General features: G+C 45.0%; 17 protein-coding genes, 1 tRNA gene, 1 other RNA gene and 1 pseudogene. 9 read left to right on the forward strand and 11 right to left on the reverse strand.

Annotated elements, in window-relative coordinates; all coding sequences use genetic code 11:
* Positions 1 to 27: 27 nt before the first annotated feature.
* Genes ICN29_RS09595 through ICN29_RS09610 form a run of 4 tightly spaced genes read right to left on the reverse strand, consistent with a single transcriptional unit; the run spans position 28 to position 3676 of the window.
* Positions 28 to 717 (reverse strand): nicotinate-nucleotide adenylyltransferase, encoded by a 690-nt coding sequence (locus ICN29_RS09595; protein ID WP_216132644.1) that lies wholly within the window; start codon positions 715 to 717, stop codon positions 28 to 30.
* Complete coding sequence (hemF, locus tag ICN29_RS09600) at positions 714 to 1625, reverse strand: oxygen-dependent coproporphyrinogen oxidase (protein WP_216132977.1); 912 nt, start codon at positions 1623 to 1625, stop codon at positions 714 to 716. The genes ICN29_RS09595 and hemF overlap by 4 nt, the downstream gene beginning before the upstream one ends.
* 35 nt (positions 1626 to 1660) lie before the next feature.
* A complete protein-coding gene (gene purD / locus ICN29_RS09605) occupies positions 1661 to 2938 on the reverse strand; it encodes a phosphoribosylamine--glycine ligase (RefSeq protein ID WP_216132646.1) in 1278 nt (425 codons plus the stop codon).
* 18 nt (positions 2939 to 2956) lie between these two features.
* A complete protein-coding gene (locus ICN29_RS09610; protein WP_216132648.1) occupies positions 2957 to 3676 on the reverse strand; it encodes a YebC/PmpR family DNA-binding transcriptional regulator in 720 nt (239 codons plus the stop codon).
* 152 nt (positions 3677 to 3828) lie between these two features.
* Between ICN29_RS09610 and ICN29_RS09615 the strand changes: the two genes are divergently transcribed.
* A tRNA-Leu gene (locus ICN29_RS09615) sits at positions 3829 to 3913 on the forward strand.
* A 38-nt stretch (positions 3914 to 3951) separates the two neighbouring features.
* Here ICN29_RS09615 and ICN29_RS09620 read toward each other — a convergent pair.
* The 3 genes from ICN29_RS09620 to lptF form a co-directional block, all read right to left on the reverse strand.
* Positions 3952 to 4893, reverse strand: a complete 942-nt coding sequence (locus ICN29_RS09620; RefSeq protein WP_216132650.1) for a CysB family HTH-type transcriptional regulator — start codon at positions 4891 to 4893, stop codon at positions 3952 to 3954.
* Positions 4894 to 4955: 62 nt separating this feature from the next.
* Positions 4956 to 6110 carry an LPS export ABC transporter permease LptG gene (gene lptG / locus ICN29_RS09625; RefSeq protein ID WP_216132652.1) on the reverse strand — a complete coding sequence of 385 codons (1155 nt, stop codon included), beginning with the start codon at positions 6108 to 6110 and terminating at the stop codon, positions 4956 to 4958.
* Complete coding sequence (gene lptF, locus ICN29_RS09630; protein WP_216132654.1) at positions 6107 to 7222, reverse strand: LPS export ABC transporter permease LptF; 1116 nt, start codon at positions 7220 to 7222, stop codon at positions 6107 to 6109. Before lptF ends, lptG begins: the two co-directional genes overlap by 4 nt.
* Before the next feature lie 161 nt (positions 7223 to 7383).
* Here lptF and ICN29_RS09635 point away from each other — a divergent pair, with 161 nt between their 5' ends.
* The 8 genes from ICN29_RS09635 (at position 7384) to ICN29_RS09670 (ending at position 16334) form a co-directional block, all read left to right on the forward strand.
* Positions 7384 to 8988 carry a leucyl aminopeptidase gene (locus ICN29_RS09635; protein WP_216132656.1) on the forward strand — a complete coding sequence of 535 codons (1605 nt, stop codon included), beginning with the start codon at positions 7384 to 7386 and terminating at the stop codon, positions 8986 to 8988.
* Positions 8989 to 9001: 13 nt separating this feature from the next.
* The gene (locus tag ICN29_RS09640; RefSeq protein WP_216132658.1) at positions 9002 to 9466 is read left to right on the forward strand and encodes a DNA polymerase III subunit chi; all 465 of its coding nucleotides are present in this window, start codon (positions 9002 to 9004) and stop codon (positions 9464 to 9466) included.
* A gap of 6 nt (positions 9467 to 9472) precedes the next feature.
* Positions 9473 to 10264, forward strand: coding sequence for a prolipoprotein diacylglyceryl transferase (gene lgt, locus ICN29_RS09645; RefSeq protein WP_216132660.1), 792 nt, complete (start codon positions 9473 to 9475; stop codon positions 10262 to 10264).
* Positions 10265 to 10421: 157 nt separating this feature from the next.
* Positions 10422 to 11726: a malonyl-CoA decarboxylase domain-containing protein gene (locus tag ICN29_RS09650; RefSeq protein WP_216132662.1), complete on the forward strand. Its 1305-nt coding sequence runs from the start codon at positions 10422 to 10424 to the stop codon at positions 11724 to 11726.
* A gap of 141 nt (positions 11727 to 11867) precedes the next feature.
* Positions 11868 to 12905 carry a TRAP transporter substrate-binding protein DctP gene (dctP, locus tag ICN29_RS09655; protein ID WP_216132664.1) on the forward strand — a complete coding sequence of 346 codons (1038 nt, stop codon included), beginning with the start codon at positions 11868 to 11870 and terminating at the stop codon, positions 12903 to 12905.
* 40 nt (positions 12906 to 12945) lie between these two features.
* A complete protein-coding gene (locus tag ICN29_RS09660; protein ID WP_255538170.1) occupies positions 12946 to 13425 on the forward strand; it encodes a TRAP transporter small permease in 480 nt (159 codons plus the stop codon).
* Positions 13426 to 13427: 2 nt separating this feature from the next.
* On the forward strand, positions 13428 to 14783 hold the full coding sequence (locus ICN29_RS09665) for a TRAP transporter large permease (RefSeq protein WP_216132666.1): 1356 nt from the start codon (positions 13428 to 13430) through the stop codon (positions 14781 to 14783).
* 27 nt (positions 14784 to 14810) lie between these two features.
* The gene (locus tag ICN29_RS09670; protein ID WP_216132668.1) at positions 14811 to 16334 is read left to right on the forward strand and encodes a malonate--CoA ligase; all 1524 of its coding nucleotides are present in this window, start codon (positions 14811 to 14813) and stop codon (positions 16332 to 16334) included.
* On the opposite strand, the gene ICN29_RS09675 is transcribed toward ICN29_RS09670, so the two are convergent.
* From ICN29_RS09675 to ICN29_RS09690, 4 genes and pseudogenes are all read right to left on the reverse strand, one after another.
* Positions 16335 to 17153 (reverse strand): sulfite exporter TauE/SafE family protein, encoded by an 819-nt coding sequence (locus ICN29_RS09675; protein WP_216132670.1) that lies wholly within the window; start codon positions 17151 to 17153, stop codon positions 16335 to 16337.
* Positions 17154 to 17372: non-coding RNA, 6S RNA (gene ssrS / locus ICN29_RS09680), on the reverse strand.
* 99 nt (positions 17373 to 17471) lie between these two features.
* A pseudogene (locus ICN29_RS10795) lies at positions 17472 to 17690 on the reverse strand (cell division protein ZapA); the annotation flags it as partial.
* On the reverse strand, positions 17665 to 17952 hold the full coding sequence (locus tag ICN29_RS09690; RefSeq protein WP_216132672.1) for a hypothetical protein: 288 nt from the start codon (positions 17950 to 17952) through the stop codon (positions 17665 to 17667). The gene ICN29_RS09690 and the pseudogene ICN29_RS10795, both read right to left, overlap by 26 nt.
* Positions 17953 to 17976 lie beyond the last annotated feature (24 nt).

The following is a 17976-nucleotide window of genomic DNA, read 5'->3' on the forward strand; positions in this document are numbered from 1 at the left end:
CTAGTATTTAGGATGATCTTAGCTTGATTACTGATACAAGCCTAGCTTTGTAATGATTTCTAAGGTGTGAGCGGGGATTTGCTCAGAAGCAATCTGGCCACGAGAGGAAGCTTTTAAGCAATTGCGTAACTCAGTAGACGAAAGGTCTACTGATAGGCTCTTGTCAATATAGATGAGGCCAGCAGGACTATTTTCAAGGGCAGCTGGATCATTTATTTGATGTAGCTCTAATAATTCCTCAATTTCAGGACTCATCTGTGTAGCCAAATCAAAATGGGGTCGGCTGGCTACTGCCAAGTTCATGTACCTAAATAAGCCTTTCCAGGAATTCCAAGTCGGTAGTTGAATTAGAGAATCTGCACCCATTAACCAAGTCAAACTACTCTCTGGGCCAAAGCGCTCGCGGAGCGCTTGCGCAGTATCAATAGTGTAGCTAGGCCCAGCACGATCCATCTCAATTCGATCAATCCCAATTTGGGTGGGGATCTGAAGATATAAAAATGCCCTGGCTAAATCAATGCCAGCAGCTTCGGTAAGTTGAAGGCGAATTTTTGCAGGCGTGATCTCTAAGCCTTTCTGCCATGGTTCACCGCTCGGAATAAGCAGTAGCTCATCTAAGCACAATACTTTTGCAAAGTGACTAGCCACCTTTAAGTGACCAATGTGGGGTGGATCAAAAGTTCCCCCGAGGATGCCAATTTTCTTTGGAGCGTTCAAGCTAACCAATCGCGTGGCTTGAGATAGTAATCGTAAAGCTTAGCCTCAGGAGTTCCAGGCTTGGGCTGATAGTTGTACCACCACTGCACTACCGGGGGCATCGACATCAAAATAGACTCAGTTCGTCCACCAGAGTGAAGTCCAAAGATCGTGCCGCGGTCAAAGATCAGGTTGTATTCCACATAACGGCCACGTCGATATTCTTGGAAAGACTTTTCTTCAGGTGTGAATGTATCTTGATAGCGGCGTTGTACGATTGGCAAATAGGCGTTGATAAAGGAATCACCCACTGCACGGGTCATTGCAAAACTCTTCTCAAAGCCAAGTTCATTGAAGTCATCAAAGAAAACGCCACCAATTCCGCGAGGTTCATCACGATGCTTTAAATAAAAATATTCATCACACCATTTTTTAAAGCGTGGATAGAGCTCATTACCAAAGGGGTCTAAAGCATCTTTAGCAGTTTGATGAAAGTGTTTGCAGTCTTCATCAACGCCGTAATAAGGCGTGAGGTCAAAGCCACCACCAAACCACCAAACCGGTTCTTTATCTGGGGCTTGCGCAATAAAGCAGCGCACATTCATATGAGTAGTAGGGACTTTGGGATTATGGGGATGAAATACCAATGACATGCCTAGTGCCTCAAAGCTACGACCAGCCATTTCAGGGCGATGGTGGGAAGCGGAGGGCGGCATTTGATCACCACGGACGTGCGAGAAGCCTACGCCACCTTTTTCTAAAATGTTGCCGCCATCCAAAGTACAGGTGCGACCATAGCCCTTGAGTTTGCTATCTTCAGGTTTTTGCCATTCGTCAGCAATAAAAGCTTTACCATCAAGCGCACTCATTGCGCTAGTAATGCGATCTTGCAAACCCAAGAAATAATCTCTCAGGGCTGCGATGTCAATTTGTGTCTGTTGTGTTGTCAAGTGTGCCTACCTATTTACTTGATTGCGCGATAGCCAATATCTTTACGATATTGCATGCCATCAAACTGAATCTGATTAATTGCATCATAGGCTTTTTGTTGTGCGCCCCGCACGGTATCAGCAAGGCCTACTACACACATCACTCGACCACCCGAAGTCAGTATTTTGCCATCTTGCAGTTGAGTGCCTGCGTGGAAAGTGATTTGATCTTCAGTATCAGCAGGAATGCCGCTAATCATATCGCCATGACGCGGGGTATCTGGATAGTTGTGAGCTGCCAGCACTACGCCTAAGGCAGTGCGACGGTCCCATTTCAGATCAACTTCATTGAGCTTGCCATCAACAGCATGATCCAAGGCATTTACTAGATCACTCCGAAGGCGTGCCATGATCGGTTGCGTTTCTGGGTCGCCCATGCGGCAGTTGAACTCTAAAGTTTTGATCTTGCCATCGGGACTAATCATCAGGCCAGCATATAAGAAACCTGTATAGGGGATGCCATCAGATGCCATCCCTTTAACCGTTGGCATGATGACTTCACGTAGTGCCCGTGCATGGATTTCTGGTGTGACAACAGGGGCGGGGGAGTAGGCACCCATGCCGCCAGTATTGGGACCTTGGTCGGCATCGAGTAAGCGCTTGTGATCTTGACTAGTTGCTAAAGCCAATACATTTTTGCCATCAACGAGCACAATAAAACTTGCTTCTTCACCAGTCAAAAACTCTTCGATCACAACCCTTGCGCCAGCATTACCCAATTTGTTATCAGCAAGCATCATGCCTACTGCGGCATGCGCTTCGCTTAAGCTCATGGCAACCACCACACCTTTGCCAGCAGCAAGGCCATCAGCTTTAATCACAATCGGTGCACCTTTGGCGTCAATGTATGCATGCGCTTCAAGAATGTTGCTAAATGTTTGGTAATCCGCAGTTGGAATACCATGACGTTTCATAAATGCTTTGGAAAAATCTTTAGAAGACTCTAGTTGTGCTGCTAATTGCGTTGGGCCAAAAATACGTAAACCCTGATTGCGGAAGACATCCACAATACCGGCAGCTAAAGGCGCTTCCGGTCCAACCACGGTGAGATGAATCTTTTCGCGTTTAGCAAAATTCGCTAGTTCTTGTAAGTCGGTGATCGGTAAGTTCTCGATACCTGCTGCACCTTGCTTGGCGGTAGCAGTGCCACCATTGCCCGGGGCCACATAGACGGTTTGTACTTGGGGCGATTGGGCAAGCTTCCAAGCTAAAGCATGTTCGCGTCCACCGGATCCAATGAGAAGAATTTTCATAGTGAGTAAAAGTTCTATTTAAAGAGCTGCGTTTGTAAATACTTCTTGAACATCGTCTAGATTTTCAAGGGCGTCTAGTAGTTTTTGCATGCTTTCTGCTTGATCACCTTCTAAAGTGATCTCAGTTTCAGGACGCATCGCTACAGTAGCCAATTCAGGCTTAAGACCAGCTTTACTAATGGCATCCTGAACTTTAGTGAAGTCAGGGACAGGAGAGAGTACTTCAAGTGAGCCATCATCATGGGTAATGACATCTTCTGCGCCAGCATCAAGAGCAACTTCCATCAGTTGATCTTCGCTCGTACCTGGTGCAAATAACATTTGGCCGCAATGCTTAAAAAGAAAGGCAACCGATCCTTCAGCGCCCATATTGCCACCATTTTTATTGAAAGCATGGCGTACCTCTGCAACTGTCCGAGTCCGATTATCCGTCAAGCAATCCACAATGATCGCGGCGCCATTCATGCCATAACCTTCATAACGAATCTCTTCGTAGTTCACGCCTTCAAGCGATCCAGTACCACGGGCAATCGCTCTTTGCACATTGTCGTTAGGCATATTGGAGTCTTTCGCTTTATCAATCGCTAGGCGCAAGCGAGGATTGGTAGCAATGTCACCGCCACCCAATTTAGCAGCGACAGTAATTTCTTTAATGAGTTTTGTCCAAATCTTGCCGCGCTTTTCGTCTTGACGACCTTTGCGGTGCTGAATATTGGCCCATTTCGAGTGGCCGGCCATACGGGTAATTCCTTTTAATAATTTGGCTAGAAGTCCTCATTTTAAAGGGTTCTAGATCAAAGGTAGAGGATTGCCAGTCATTTTTTGTTACACTCTCATCTCTTAGCAGTAACAAAGCATCAAAGTGAGCAGAATTTCCACTGCAAACACCTGCCTCGGTGATGGAATTGGTAGACGTGCCGGACTCAAAATCCGGTGCCGCAAGGCGTGGCGGTTCGAGTCCGCCCCGAGGCACCACTCAAATGACGGCTCAGTCTTTGAGAGATTTCAAAATCTTAAATCTCATACGAGTCTGATTCGTTATTCATGGCTTGCTCGACGATTTTCTTTGTCAAGGTCGGCGAGAAGAGCTCAATAAAGGTATACACAAAAGAGCGCAGATAGGCGCCTTGTTTGACGCCAAGATGGGTCACGTTATTGCCAAATAAATGAGTTGCTTGAATTACTTTTAGATTGCGATCTCGTTCTGGGTCATAAGCATGGCCTGCGACGATGCCAATGCCCATACCAGTTTCTACATAAGTTTTAATGACGTCCGCATCAATCGCTTCCAAAATAATATCTGGTGTGATATTTCTTTGTGCAAAAGCGGCATCAATTTTACTGCGGCCAGCAAAGGCCTTGTCATAGGTGATGATGGGGTACTTTGCAATCTCTTCTAAAGTGACTGTAGCTTGATTTAGGAGTGGGTGACTTAATGGCACCATCACAACATGCTGCCATTGATAACCAGGTAGCGCAAGGACTCCAGGCGTATTGGCGATGCCTTCAGTGGCAATCGCGATATCAGCTCGATCATGGGTGAGTAGCTCAGCAATTTGTCCAGGGTTACCTTGCGCAATGCTGACGCGTACCTTTGGGAAACGCTTGGTAAATTCCATGAGGACTTTAGGAAGTGCATAGCGAGCTTGTGTATGCGTTGTTGCAATGACCAAACTGCCTTGGTCTTGACTCGCAAAATCTTTACCAACCCGTTTCAAAGTTTCAACTTCGTCCAAGATGCGCTCGACAGAAGTCAAAATACGTTTACCTGGCTCAGTGAGTGAGCGAATGCGTTTACCGTGGCGGCGAAAGATCTCCACACCTAACTCATCTTCGAGCTCGATAATGGCCTTAGATACGCCAGGTTGAGAAGTAAAGAGGGCCTTAGCTGCCGTTGTCAGATTAAAGTTTTGCCTAACGGCTTCACGTACAAAACGGAATTGGTGGAGATTCATAAGGATTCCTATCTATATATCAACAAAGATATAGGAATCAAATTCTAAATGAATTTTGGGTATTAAGCTTTAGATACCCAGCGCAACCCTACTAGCGCTAGGAGGAAGTAGAGGAGGGGTGGTGTTAAGGCAGTCATCAAGGCAGGCCAAGATCCCAATAGGCCCACGTTTGAGAATAAGGAGTTAAAGAGTTGGAAGCTCATGCCAAGCATGATTCCACCGAAAACTTTAATGCCAACACTACCGGCACGTACTTTTAAATAAGCAAAAGGCAATGCTAAAGCTAGCATCACAAAAATCGTGAGAGGGTAAATCACTTTCTTCCAGAAGGCAATGGCATGGCGTTGCGCATCTTGCTTGTTATCGCGAAGATGAGAAATGAAGCGACCCAAACTAACAATAGACATTTTTTCTGGGTTAATGAGTAAGACACTCAAAATCTGAGGTGTCACTTCTGACTCTAGTGTCAGTATGGGGTGTCTAAATGTCTGCGCGGAAAATACCGGATTCAATGGGTCGGCTTGCTTGATTTCTTTAAAGCGCGTTTCTGTAACATCGTTTAGCACCCAGATACCAGTTTCATCGAACTGGCCTGATGTAGCGGTTCTAATAGAGAGCAGGTGATAAGTATCATTAAACTCATACATTCGGATATTGCTGATTTCATTATCTTTATCGATCTTGCCGACGTTGACATAACGGACGCCAGGCCTTACTGGACCACTACCATCTTCATCGCGCAGCCGGTCTTTTACCCAAACTCCGGTTCTGAATTGGGATGAGTAAACAGAGCCCAAGGCTTTCATGCGAAGTTGCTCTGATTTGTTTTCGGCATATGGGCCAATCCATTCGCTCATGATGAGTGTGAGCGCTATGAGTGGGAGTGAGATTTTGGTAAGGGTGATCAGGGCGCGTTTCACATCTAATCCGGCAATACGAAGGATCGTAAATTCGGATTGACTAGCGAGCATTGCAAAGACGTAAATACTGCCAATCAGTCCTGCAATTGGAATAATTTCAGAAATTCGGCTAGGCGCTTTTAGGAGAACATGCAGTAAGGCAAGGGGCAGCGTGTAACCGCCCTGGATTGATCCAAGCTCACTCAAGATATCGAAGAATAAGAATAGGGCGACAAGGGCAAACAAAATAAAACCAAACGCCGCATAAATTTGCTTGGCTAGGTAGCGTTCATAAATGAAGGGAAAGAACTGTTTCATTTACTCGTAAATCCAGCAGGCAATTGGCGACGCCACCATTTTAAAGAGGGATTAATGCGATTTCGAATGAGGGCAAAGGCAATTAAAAATGCCAATACATGGATTGGCCAAATGCCAACAAACATACTAACCTTTCCTTGAGAAACAAAGTTCTGCGTCAGGTTTAGTAGATTGCTATAGATTAAATAAATTAAGACCGCATAGAACATGGCAGTGTAGTTACCAAGACGCGGGTTAACGTAGGCTAGCGGGATTGCAATCAGCACTAATCCAAGGGCCATCAGTGGCAGGCCAATACGCCAGAGCAATTCGGCGCGATTTTGGCTGATGTTATTGGGATTAGTATCAGCGAGTAACTCAGTGACGGTCTTTTCTCGATCGCGTGGTGCCGGAGCTAAGGTTTCTTTACTCCGAATTTTGGTGCTGTACTCATCAAATTCCAAAATTCTGAAGTCAGGCTGCGTCGGTTGACCCTCATAGCGTCGACCGTTGTGCAGCACGATAGACTTTTCCCCGCCTTCAGAGTTTTGAATGAAACCACTAGAGGAGACAGCAACACTCATCCTTCCATTCTTAGAGTCAGCAACAAAAATATTTTTTACTTCATTTTTATCAACATCAAGTTCCTCAATGAAGAACACCCGCTCTGCTTTAGCGGATTCTTTGAATTGCCCAGCGCTCACCATAGAAACATCATCACGCTGTTGGAAGCGTTGACTAATCAGTGTTGATTCGCGATTTGCCCAAGGCCATACAAAGAGTGCCAGCAGCGCAATAATAATAATCAGTGGTGTTGCAAACTGCAGAATGGGGCGAATTAAATTAGTGATACTTAAGCCACTTGCAAACCACACAATCATTTCTGAATCTTTGTACCAGCGCACTAAAACGATGAGCGTCGCAACAAAGAGGGAGACGGTGAGTAAGACTGCCATGTAACCAAGAGTAGCCAGTGCAATTAACACCAGAGCATCTTCTGGGTTGACAGCACCGTTGGCAGCAAAACCCAAGATTCGAATGACCAAGGTGGTAACCATAATGGTCACCAAGACCAAAAAGACCCCGCCAGTTGTAAAACTGAGTTCGCGGCGGAGGGCTTGTTTAAAAATCATCTGAAACTGTTTATCTGGATTCTGGGGTTATTAGTGGGGTTTAATTAGCTTATATTGGTGCAGATAAAAGAAGTTCTTCTCATGTCGGAGGATAATGGATAAAAGACCGTTTTTAGTACTTTCCTGCCCCTTGATACGACTTAAACATACCGCTATAGATTATGACAATTCAATTTAGTACCAAGATTTTCCCTCAAGCTGACCTCCAAAGTGCAAAAGCCCTTAATTCCAGTCTAAAAAGCCTCCTGGCCCACACTTCAGACTGTTTAGTTTTAGCTTATTCCAAAGCTGACTTTGATAGTTTTAGCGGTGCAAAAGCTACCAAGAATAAGTCTGGATTTTTGGCTGAGCTTGACCGCTTGCTGAGTGGCTCAGTGAGTCATGCCAACTTGCTAGGGGATCTTGATGACAAGCAATCATCTGTCTGCCTCTTGCGTGCTGAAAAACCATGGGCTACAAATGGCGTAAAGGCAAAACGTGTTCTATTACTAGGTTTGGGTGATTTACATCTGGCAAGTGAACGCAGTCTGACTAGTTTTTCTAAAGTAGTGCGCGCAGGATTGAAAGCCTTAAGTGGAGGTTCGATTGAAAATGCGCTTTGGTTTGTGCCAAGCTTTGCACAAAAATCAGAATTGATTGCTGAAGAAGTGCGCTTAACTATCCAATATGGAGGCGATCAAGCCTATCGTTTTGGTGTGCGTCAACCAGCCATGAAATTTAAAGTAAAAGATAAGGCAGATACTTTCAAACATTTAGTTTTTGCTGGTAATAATGCTTGCGCTAAAGAGCTGAAGCTTGCTGTGGAGCAAGGCCTTGCCATGGTTGAAGGTATGTATTTAGCAAAAGACTTGGGTAATCTTCCTCCGAACATTTGTACGCCTACTTACTTGGCTAAGACGGCTCAAGGCTTGAGTAAGAAAGTTGGCTTGAAGGTTGAAGTGCTGGGCCGCAAGCAAATTGAAGCCTTAGGTATGGGCTCATTCTTATCTGTTGCCCAGGGTTCTGAAACGCCACCCCAATTTATTGTCATGCGTCATCAAGGCGGCAAAACTACTGATGCGCCGATTGTCTTGGTAGGCAAGGGGATTACGTTTGATACTGGTGGCATTTCCTTGAAACCTGGTGAAGCCATGGATGAGATGAAGTACGACATGTGTGGTGCTGCTTCAGTGATTGGCACTCTATATGCGGCTGGCTTAATGAAGCTCAATCAGAATGTCATTGGCGTGATTCCAACTTGCGAGAACATGCCCTCAGGCCAAGCAACTCGACCGGGCGATATTGTGAAGAGTATGTCAGGGCAAACAATTGAGATTCTGAATACAGATGCTGAAGGCCGTTTAATTCTGTGTGATGCGTTAACGTATGTCGAGCGCTTTAAGCCTAAAGCGGTAATTGATATCGCGACCTTAACAGGAGCATGTGTTATTGCGTTAGGTCATGTGCACAGTGGATTATTTTCAGAAGACGAAGGTTTGGTCAATGCCTTGACCAAGGCAGGCAAGACCTCCTTAGATACTGTGTGGCGCCTCCCATTAGACGCTGCCTATCATGAGCAACTCAAATCAAACTTTGCTGACGTTGCTAACATTGGTGGGCGTCCAGCAGGCAGTGTTACTGCTGCTTGCTTCTTGTCACGCTTTACTGAAAAGTACAAATGGGCTCACTTAGATATTGCTGGCACTGCCTGGAAGAGTGGCGCTGCAAAGGGTTCTACTGGTCGTCCAGTACCTTTGCTAGTGAATTTTTTGCTTGAGCAGAAGTAAGCTTTCCCCTTATATGGCCCGTATCGATTTTCATAGCAATGTCGCTGACAAGCTGGAATATGCTTGTCGCCTCACACGCAAAATTTGGAGCGCTACTCCTGAGGGTCAGCCAGTTCGCAACATTGTGATGGTTGGTGAGCAGACGGATTTAAAAAAGCTAGATGAGTTACTTTGGACTTTTAGTAGTGCTGATTTTTTACCCCATTGCTTTATTGATGATGAGCTTGCTACAGAAACTCCGATTGTTTTAAGTGATGACTTTGCTTCTCCAGCTTTATCGAGTCTGCCACATGCAGATGTCATGATTCACTTGGGGATGCGGATGCCGCAAGATGTGGCTGCTTTAGTAGCGCGCTTTCCCCGAATTGTTGAGGTGGTCACTGTCGATGAAGCGGAACGCTTAGCCGGGCGCGAGCGTTACAAGGCTTACCGCGATCTAGGTCATGAGTTGCATAACTTTGATCAATCTCAGAGTTAATACTCTATGTTGATTCATCCACAGTTTGATCCAGCTGCGATTCGCATTGGATCATTTGCAATTCATTGGTATGGATTAATGTATCTCATGGCTTTTGCACAATTTTTATTGTTAGGTCGTTTGCGTATTCGTGCCCCACGCTATCAGGCTCTAGGTTGGACCTATAAAGATCTCGAAGATTTATTATTTGCAGGCGTCTTAGGCGTTGTTCTTGGCGGTCGCTTGGGCTACACCCTGTTTTATATGCCTGGCCATTACCTTACTCATCCTTTAGATATGTTGAAGATCTGGGAAGGCGGCATGTCTTTTCATGGCGGTCTTTTAGGTGTGTTACTTGCTTTGTATTGGTTTGCAAAAAAACGTAAGACTACTTTTTTTGTCGTGAGTGATTTAGTAGCTCCCTTAGTACCTTTTGGTTTGGCGTTTGGTCGACTAGGTAATTTCATTAATGGCGAGTTGTGGGGTAGGCCTACCGATCTTCCTTGGTCTATAGTCTTTCCAATGGTTGATAACATCCCGCGCCACCCATCTCAAATCTATCAATTACTGGGCGAGGGTATTTTGCTTGGTGTAGTGTTGTGGATGTATTCCGGGAAGCAACATCGCGTAGGTCAGGTCTCGGGACTTTTCTTATTGGGTTACGGCATCTGCCGTTTCTTAGCTGAATATGCACGTGAACCAGATACATTCTTGGGCCTCTTAGGTTTAGGTTTATCCATGGGGCAGTGGTTATGTGTGCCGATGATCTTGCTTGGTATTTACTTGATGGGCTCATTTAAACCAAAGTCCATCGAATAAAGACATCCTTAAGGGCTGAAGCCCTCATGTTGCATTGCAAAAATATATAAATATCGACATCCTTTAGTTACAATCACTAACTTAATGGATTTCAAGGCATTTGCAGGAATACATTGAATGATCGTTTTTTGTCGTTAGTATTTCTGAAAAGACCTAGATGCTTGAAAAGTTAGCAAAAGCCCGTTATTTTTCGCGCCTTACTGGTGCCGTGAATCGCCTCATCTCTGAGCGCGGTGAATCTAATGCCGTTAGCATGGCTGACGATGTCATTCATAACTATCGCAAGCTTACTAAGGATCAGCACGCCAAGTTTTTTACTTTCCTATTTCAAAAGCTGAATCCAGATCCAGTAGCGGTAATGTCTGCAGCACAAAATTTTTCTGCAGAAGGTAATGCTCGCAATTACATTAAATTGCAACGTGTTGCTGAGCCGCCTAGGCAAGAATTATTTCGTCGCTTAAATCGTGCAACAAATGGTACTGCAGCTTTGGTAGCAATGCGCCGAGATCTTTTGCAACTACTTGATAAGCAGCCTGAGTTAATTGCGGTTGATTTTGATTTGCGGCATCTTTTATCTTCTTGGTTCAATCCCGGTTTCTTAAAAATGCATCGGGTGGATTGGAAATCACCAGCTGAGATTTTAGAGAAACTCATTCAACACGAAGCGGTGCATGCAATTGACGGCTGGGATGATCTACGTCGCCGCCTGCAGCCTGACCGTAGATGTTTTGCATTCTTTCATCCTCAACTACCAAGTGAGCCACTAATCTTTGTTGAGGTTGCTCTCCTGCCAGAAATACCTGCAGTAATTACGCCGCTGGTAGATAAAAAGGCTGAGACAGTGCATCAAACCTCAAGTTATAAAGTTGCAGCTTTTTATTCTATTAGTAACTGTGAGCCTGGTTTGCGTGGTGTTTCCATGGGTAATTTCTTGATCAAGCGCGTTGCTGAACAATTACATGAAGAGTTTCCAAGTCTTAAAACTTTTGTCACTTTATCGCCTATCCCTGGGTTTATTGATTGGGTTGCTAGTGGCGCTGATATCGATGGCGAAAAATTTAGTGTGCAACTGAAGCCAGCGATTCGAATAGCGCGGGAGCAATCACTAGAAACTTTGGGTTTAGCGAAACGCTCTTGGACTGAGCGTTTAAGTGCTGGCTGGCATCCTGATACTGCGACTGCAAAAGAAAAATCAGCTTTACTATGTCTCGCCAGTATTTACTTAGGGCTCGGCTCAGCAGGACGCAATGGTAATCCTGTTGCTAAGTTTCATTTAGGAAATGGCGCAAAGCTACATCAAATCAATTGGTCAGCCGATCTTTCGCGTAAGGGTCTGCGTGAATCAGCAGCATTAATGGTTAATTATTTATATGATCTTTCTGCCGTAGAGGAGAACCATGAGCGGTTTACTCAAGGTGAAATTGATTATTCAAGGGCAGTAGGCCGTTTAATGGTGCCCTAGATAGGGTTTTGGAGTAGCAACTGCTCAGAGTAGTGCTAAGAGATTCGCTTTAAAATGATGTAGCGAAAAAGTCAGAACTCATAAAATTGGCAAAGTGCATTAACTGATGTTTACAAAATAATAGTTATCAAGGAGATCAATATGACAGATTCAAAGGAAATTAGTCAGCTGCGTCGAACATTATTGCTTGGTGCAGCAGGCGCATCCGTTGCCGGATATGACATTAATGCATGGGCACAAACTGCCGCCTCTCAAACACTGAAAATTTCACATCAATTTCCAAGCGGCACAGATTTCCGAGATCGCCTATGCAAGAAATTTGCTGATGAAGTCAGTAAGAAAACAAATGGCGCCCTAAAGTTTGATGTTTATCCGCAATCTTCTTTGATGAAAACCAACGCCCAATTTAGTGCTTTACGCAAAGGGGCGTTAGATTTGAGTTTTTATCCAATGCCTTATGCAGGCGGTGAAGTTGTTGAGGCCAATATTGGTCTGATGCCGGGGTTGGTCACTAGCTACGATCAGGGTGCTAAATGGAAGAATGCTGAAGTTGGCAAGATCTTGAATAAGGTAATGGAGTCCAAGGGCATTATTATTGTTAGCTGGGTTTGGCAAGCTGGCGGCGTTGCAACGCGTTCTGGCCCAATCATCGTTCCTGATGACGTTAAGGGTGTAAAAGTGCGCGGTGGAAGTCGAGAGTTTGACGCTATGCTGAAAGCAGCGGGCGGTTCGGTCATGACCTCAATCCCTTCTAATGAAATCTATCAGGCAGTTCAAACAGGCTCATTAGATGCTGCCTATACCTCCTCAGCGAGCTTGATGTCATTCAAATTAGCAGAGCTGACTAAAAACTTTACCTCCGCTAAAAATAAATCTTACTGGTATATGTTAGAGCCACTCATGATGTCAAAAATAGTGTTTGATGCATTGCCAGCAAAACAGCGTGAAATTATTATGGCAGTTGGCACTGATATGGAAAAATTTGGTACTGAGCAAGCAAAACTTGATGATATCGATGCTTCCATTGCCTTTGCAAAGGCTGGTAATAAAGTATATGAATTAGATGCATCCGTAGTGGAAAAATGGAAAGCTGTAGCTAAAGTCTCGGCATGGAAAGAATTTGCTGAGCGTAATGAAACTTGCGCAGCGATGATGCGCTCTGCAGAGAAGATTAGCTAAAATGATGAAAATTTTGGAGGCCGCCTACAGGGTTATGACTATGGTGAATAAATGCCTAGTCTGGCTTGGCTCAATTGCCCTGATGGCGGCAGCCTTAATCTTGAGCTACAGCGTTATGTCGCGTGGAATATTTCATGCAGCAAATGATTGGCAAGACGAAGCTGCTTTGTTCTGCTTGGTGGGGGTTACTTTTCTTTGTAGTTCCTATGTTCAAGAAAAGCGTGGGCATATTGGTATTTCTGCAATTGAAGGTTTGCTGCCGCATCCAGTAAACAAAGTGCGCGCCATCATCATCGATATTATTTCCTGTCTATTTTTTGCATTTTTCTCTGTGAAAACTTGGGATTTACTTCATGAAGCATGGGTTGATGGTCAAGTGACCAACTCCACATGGGCTCCTTCCTTGTGGGTTCCTTACGCAATGATGTTCGCTGGCATGGCCTTGCTGACGTTCCAATTATTTTTACAAATCTTCATCAGAAAGGCAGTAGCTCCTGATCTTATTAGGGGTGGTCACTAATTATGTCTGTTTTAGCCATTGGACTTTTGTTTGCGGTTGTCACTCTGTTGATTATGTTTTCAGGGATTTCAATTGCCTTTGCCTTAGGTATTGTGGCAATTATCTTTATGTATTTCTTTATGCCGGCATCATCTCTTGATACTGTTGCACAAAACGTATATGAGGAGATGTCTAGCATCACTCTGATGTCCATACCGCTTTTTATTTTGAAGGGTGCGGCTATCGGCCGATCTCGTGCTGGTAAAGATTTATATGATGCACTTCACGTTTGGATGGGTAAGGTTCCTGGGGGCTTAGGGGTTGCTAACGTATTCGCTTGCGCCTTATTTGCTGCGATGGCTGGATCAAGTCCTGCAACCTGTTCCGCTATTGGTAGCGCTGGCATTCCGGAGATGCGTAAGCGTGGTTATTCTCCTGGTTTTGCAGCCGGGATAATTGCTGCTGGTGGCACCCTCGGTATTTTGTTGCCACCCTCTATTACGATGATTTTGTATTCTGTTGCTGCTGAGCAATCACTTGGCCGTTTATTCTTGGCAGCAATTGGTCCTGGAATCATGCTGGTCATCTTCTTTTCGGGCTATACGATTTATCGTTTCCGCAAAGAGTACTCAGTAGCCTACGAATCATATGCTGTTGATAAGATTCCTAATCCAATCTTAGATCGTCAAACCTACACAGCGCAACAAAAGATGATGGCATTGCCTAGGGTATTGCCTTTCTTGGTTTTATTAATTGGCGTGATGGTTGCCTTGTACGGCGGATACGCTACTCCGGCAGAAACTGCGGGTTTAGGTGCGGTATTTGCATTTCTATTGATTGCCATTATTTACAGGATGTGGCGCTTCAAGGATCTCTATCCTTTACTAGATGTCACGATCCGTGAAGCATCCATGCTGATGTTCATCATTGGTATGTCGCTTTTATTTGCGAATGTGATGAGTTATTTGCACCTGAGTCAGTCTGCTGCGCAGGCTATTGTCGATCTCGGCGCTTCGCGTTGGGTATTGTTAGCAGCAATTTTAGCGATGGTGATTGTATTGGGATTCTTTTTGCCACCAGTCTCTATTATTTTGATGACCTCACCGATCTTTTTGCCGCCTCTGCGTGCAGCTGGATTTGATTTGGTCTGGTTTGGCGTGGTGATGACTATCGTGATGGAAACAGGCTTGATTCACCCTCCGGTCGGCTTGAATATTTTTGTTATTAAAAATATTGCTCCGGATATCACCTTACGTGAAATCATCTATGGTGTAATGCCCTTTGTTGTCATCATGCTTCTTTCTGTGGTTCTCCTCTGCTTCTTCCCAGAAATTGCCACTGGCCTATCAAATTGGGTAATGGGCGCACCAATAGTTTAAGACTCTAAGCAATTAAGGAATGATTTCATGAATTTATATTCACTATTGGAAAGAGGATTTCCAAAAGATAAAAAAGCATGTGCATTAGAAACGCATGATGGGCTTTATTACTCTTGGGCTGACCTTGAGGGCGCCACTGCCAAGATGGCGAATTTACTCAAGAGTCTTAAGCTTCCAGCTGGCTCAAGGGTTGCTGTCCAGGTTGAGAAGTCCCCTGAGGCACTTTTCTTATATTTGGCGACGATTCGTGCGGGCTATGTCTATTTGCCGCTTAATACAGCCTATCAGTCTGCTGAGATCCAATATTTTCTAGAGAATGCGCAGCCTGCTGTGGTTGTTTGCAGTAGTAAGAATTTTTCTTGGGTATCTAAAGTGGCTACAAAGGCAGGCACTAAGCATGTCTTAACTCTTGATGAAAACCGTACCGGTACATTACTTGACCGCGCAGCTGGCTTAAGTGACAAATTTAAGACAGTTGTATCTAAAGACGATGATCTCGCAGCCATTCTGTATACCTCAGGTACTACCGGCCGCAGCAAGGGCGCTATGCTTACCCATAAAAACTTGGGAAGTAACGCGCAAGTCTTGCAAAAATTCTGGGGCTGGCAAAAAGGGGATGTGCTATTACATGCATTACCTATTTTCCATGTGCATGGTTTATTCGTCGCGGCTCATGGCGCTTTAATTAATGGCAGCAAGATGATTTGGTTGCCGCGTTTAGATACGGCGCAACTGATCCATCAGATGCCAAGGTCTACAGTCATGATGGGTGTGCCTACTTTCTATGTCCGTTTATTAGCAGACAAAGGATTTAATAAAAAAGTAGCACGCAATATGCGCTTGTTTATTTCTGGATCAGCACCATTACTCACAGAAACATTCAATACTTTCAAACAGGTGATTGGACAGCCGATTCTGGAGCGCTATGGCATGAGTGAAACCGTTATGCTGGTTTCCAATCCTTACAAAGGTGCTCGTGTAGGCGGTTCTGTTGGCTTGCCATTACCTGGTGTCAAAGTTCGCGTGGTCAATGAAAGTAATAAGTCCTGCGGCCTTGATGAAATTGGTAGCATTCAAGTTAAGGGCCCAAATGTATTCCCGGGCTACTGGCGTATGCCTGAAAAGACTGCAGAAGAATTTACCAAAGACGGTTGGTTCAAGACTGGTGACGTTGGACGTTGGGGTGGCGATGCCAATGGTGGCAAAGCTCCAAAAGACTACTTATGTATCGTTGGCCGCAGCAAAGACCTCATTATTTCTGGTGGTTACAACGTGTATCCAAAAGAGATCGAAGGCTTTATTGATGATATGGATGGCGTAGATGAGAGTGCAGTGATCGGGATTCCACATCCAGACTTTGGTGAGGCTGTGATGGCGGTTGTAGTACCAAAAGCTGGTGCTAAATTGAATGCCGAGGCAATGATTGCTAGTTTAAAAACGCAGATTGCGAACTTTAAGATTCCAAAGCGTTTAGAAATCGTTGCTGACTTGCCTCGTAATGCGATGGGTAAAGTGCAGAAGAATATCTTGCGTCAGCAATATACGAGCTAGTTAAAAGCCGAATGCCTTGCGGCTTTCATTAAACATGAAGGCTGCAAGGAAAAACAGCATGATGCCAAAAACCCTTTTGAGTTGAGCGACATCCAGTTTTCTGGCCATCTTGGCACCCAGCGGAGCAGTGAAGACACTCACGGCAACAATGCAGGCAACTGCCGGAACATAAACAAAGCCTAAAGATCCAGATGGAAGGTTGGGTTGACCCCAACTACCGTACATATAGCCAATCGTTGCTGCAGCTGCAATCGGAAATCCCAGGCCTGATGACGTAGCCATCGCTGTGTGAGGTTTGACGTTGCACCAAAGCATAAATGGCACGGTAATAAAAGCGCCGCCAGCACCTACTAAGCTTGCAAGAGCTCCGGTAAATCCACCAAAAGAAAATAAGCCAAGTTGGCCCGGTAATTCTCTACCGGCTTTAGGCTTCTTATTGATCAGCATCTGAATGGATGAATACACTATAAAGATGGCAAAAAAGAGTGAAAGCCAAGAGGTTTTTAATGCTTCGAATAATTCACTGCCACCGATGAGGCCGCCAAAAACCATTCCCGGGCTCAGTGAGGCAACTAACTTCCAATCAATTGAGCCATGTTTATGGTGCGCCCAAATTGCAGAGGTAGTTGTAAATAGAATAGTGGCCATGCCAGTTGCAATGGCCATATGCACAATCACTTCTTGGCTAAATCCCAAATGGTTAAAAACCAAGATCATGAATGGCACGAGAATCATGCCACCACCAATACCTAAAAGCCCCGCTAGAAATCCCGAGACGCCTCCGCACAGCATCAGCATCAGAATGTCGCTTAGTAACATGGATTCCCCGCCTTAGCCGCTAGGCCGTCATCCTGAACCCTAAGGTTCAAGGTGGAACGGCTACTCTGCTTCGGGTGCATTAAGAGATTCAGGGAGTAAGCAAGTCTAAGTTGACACTGTGAATCTGCAAAACGCTCACGCCCACAAGGTAAAGATCGTTCCGGATGCTTGCGCATCGGTTCAAGGAACTATTGGCCTTGGCGAGCCAGGCAGGGAAAGGGTTTGCATCAAGGCATCCACTTGATCTTCAAGAGTGTGGATTTCTGCTTGAAGTCTTGCAATTTCATCAGAGCTCACGTTAGAAGAGGGGCTTTGTTGTGATTGTTTTTGCAGCTTAATCAGATCGCCGGCAATTTTAAGTGCAGCCATCATACTGGCGCGCTCAATACTGCGATTACCACCGCTAATAGCCAGTTGAATTTGCTCATCAACCAATACGCATGCCGCACGTAGTAAAGGCTCGTGTTCTGTGCTTGTGGCAAGAGTAATCTTTTGCCCAGCTAGGGTTACTTCAATGCGTTGTTGGCTCACTATCATCCTCTACGTTGGTGGGTGGAATAGTTTCGCCAAGTAAATTCAGTTGGCGTCCATCACTTTGTTCTGGTAAGCGGCTCAGAATGTGTTGAATACGCTTTTGCGCACCCTCAATTTTTCCCTCAAGCTGAACCCGGTTCTGCGTTAAGTTTTTAACTGCCTCAGCTATTGCTTGAACTTTATCGGTCAAACGTTTTACAGAGGCGCTGATGGACTCGATTTCTGTATCGGTCAGGTCAGGGGAGAAAGGGGTTTGCTCACTCATAACGCCATTGTAGCTTTTTGCTCA

It is taken from the genome of Polynucleobacter nymphae, assembly GCF_018882155.1.
GTDB lineage: Bacteria > Pseudomonadota > Gammaproteobacteria > Burkholderiales > Burkholderiaceae > Polynucleobacter > Polynucleobacter nymphae.

What these genes read in the sequence shown, in the direction of transcription:
- purD (WP_216132646.1), bottom strand. Translation starts at nt 2,938, where the DNA reads ATGAAAATTCTTCTCATTGGATCCGGTGGACGCGAACATGCTTTAGCT.
- ICN29_RS09610 (WP_216132648.1), bottom strand. Translation starts at nt 3,676, where the DNA reads ATGGCCGGCCACTCGAAATGGGCCAATATTCAGCACCGCAAAGGTCGT.
- ICN29_RS09620 (WP_216132650.1), bottom strand. Translation starts at nt 4,893, where the DNA reads ATGAATCTCCACCAATTCCGTTTTGTACGTGAAGCCGTTAGGCAAAAC.
- lptG (WP_216132652.1), bottom strand. Translation starts at nt 6,110, where the DNA reads ATGAAACAGTTCTTTCCCTTCATTTATGAACGCTACCTAGCCAAGCAA.
- lptF (WP_216132654.1), bottom strand. Translation starts at nt 7,222, where the DNA reads ATGATTTTTAAACAAGCCCTCCGCCGCGAACTCAGTTTTACAACTGGC.
- ICN29_RS09635 (WP_216132656.1), top strand. Translation starts at nt 7,384, where the DNA reads ATGACAATTCAATTTAGTACCAAGATTTTCCCTCAAGCTGACCTCCAA.
- ICN29_RS09640 (WP_216132658.1), top strand. Translation starts at nt 9,002, where the DNA reads ATGGCCCGTATCGATTTTCATAGCAATGTCGCTGACAAGCTGGAATAT.
- lgt (WP_216132660.1), top strand. Translation starts at nt 9,473, where the DNA reads ATGTTGATTCATCCACAGTTTGATCCAGCTGCGATTCGCATTGGATCA.
- ICN29_RS09650 (WP_216132662.1), top strand. Translation starts at nt 10,422, where the DNA reads ATGCTTGAAAAGTTAGCAAAAGCCCGTTATTTTTCGCGCCTTACTGGT.
- dctP (WP_216132664.1), top strand. Translation starts at nt 11,868, where the DNA reads ATGACAGATTCAAAGGAAATTAGTCAGCTGCGTCGAACATTATTGCTT.
- ICN29_RS09660 (WP_255538170.1), top strand. Translation starts at nt 12,946, where the DNA reads ATGGTGAATAAATGCCTAGTCTGGCTTGGCTCAATTGCCCTGATGGCG.
- ICN29_RS09665 (WP_216132666.1), top strand. Translation starts at nt 13,428, where the DNA reads ATGTCTGTTTTAGCCATTGGACTTTTGTTTGCGGTTGTCACTCTGTTG.
- ICN29_RS09670 (WP_216132668.1), top strand. Translation starts at nt 14,811, where the DNA reads ATGAATTTATATTCACTATTGGAAAGAGGATTTCCAAAAGATAAAAAA.
- ICN29_RS09675 (WP_216132670.1), bottom strand. Translation starts at nt 17,153, where the DNA reads ATGTTACTAAGCGACATTCTGATGCTGATGCTGTGCGGAGGCGTCTCG.
- ICN29_RS09690 (WP_216132672.1), bottom strand. Translation starts at nt 17,952, where the DNA reads ATGAGTGAGCAAACCCCTTTCTCCCCTGACCTGACCGATACAGAAATC.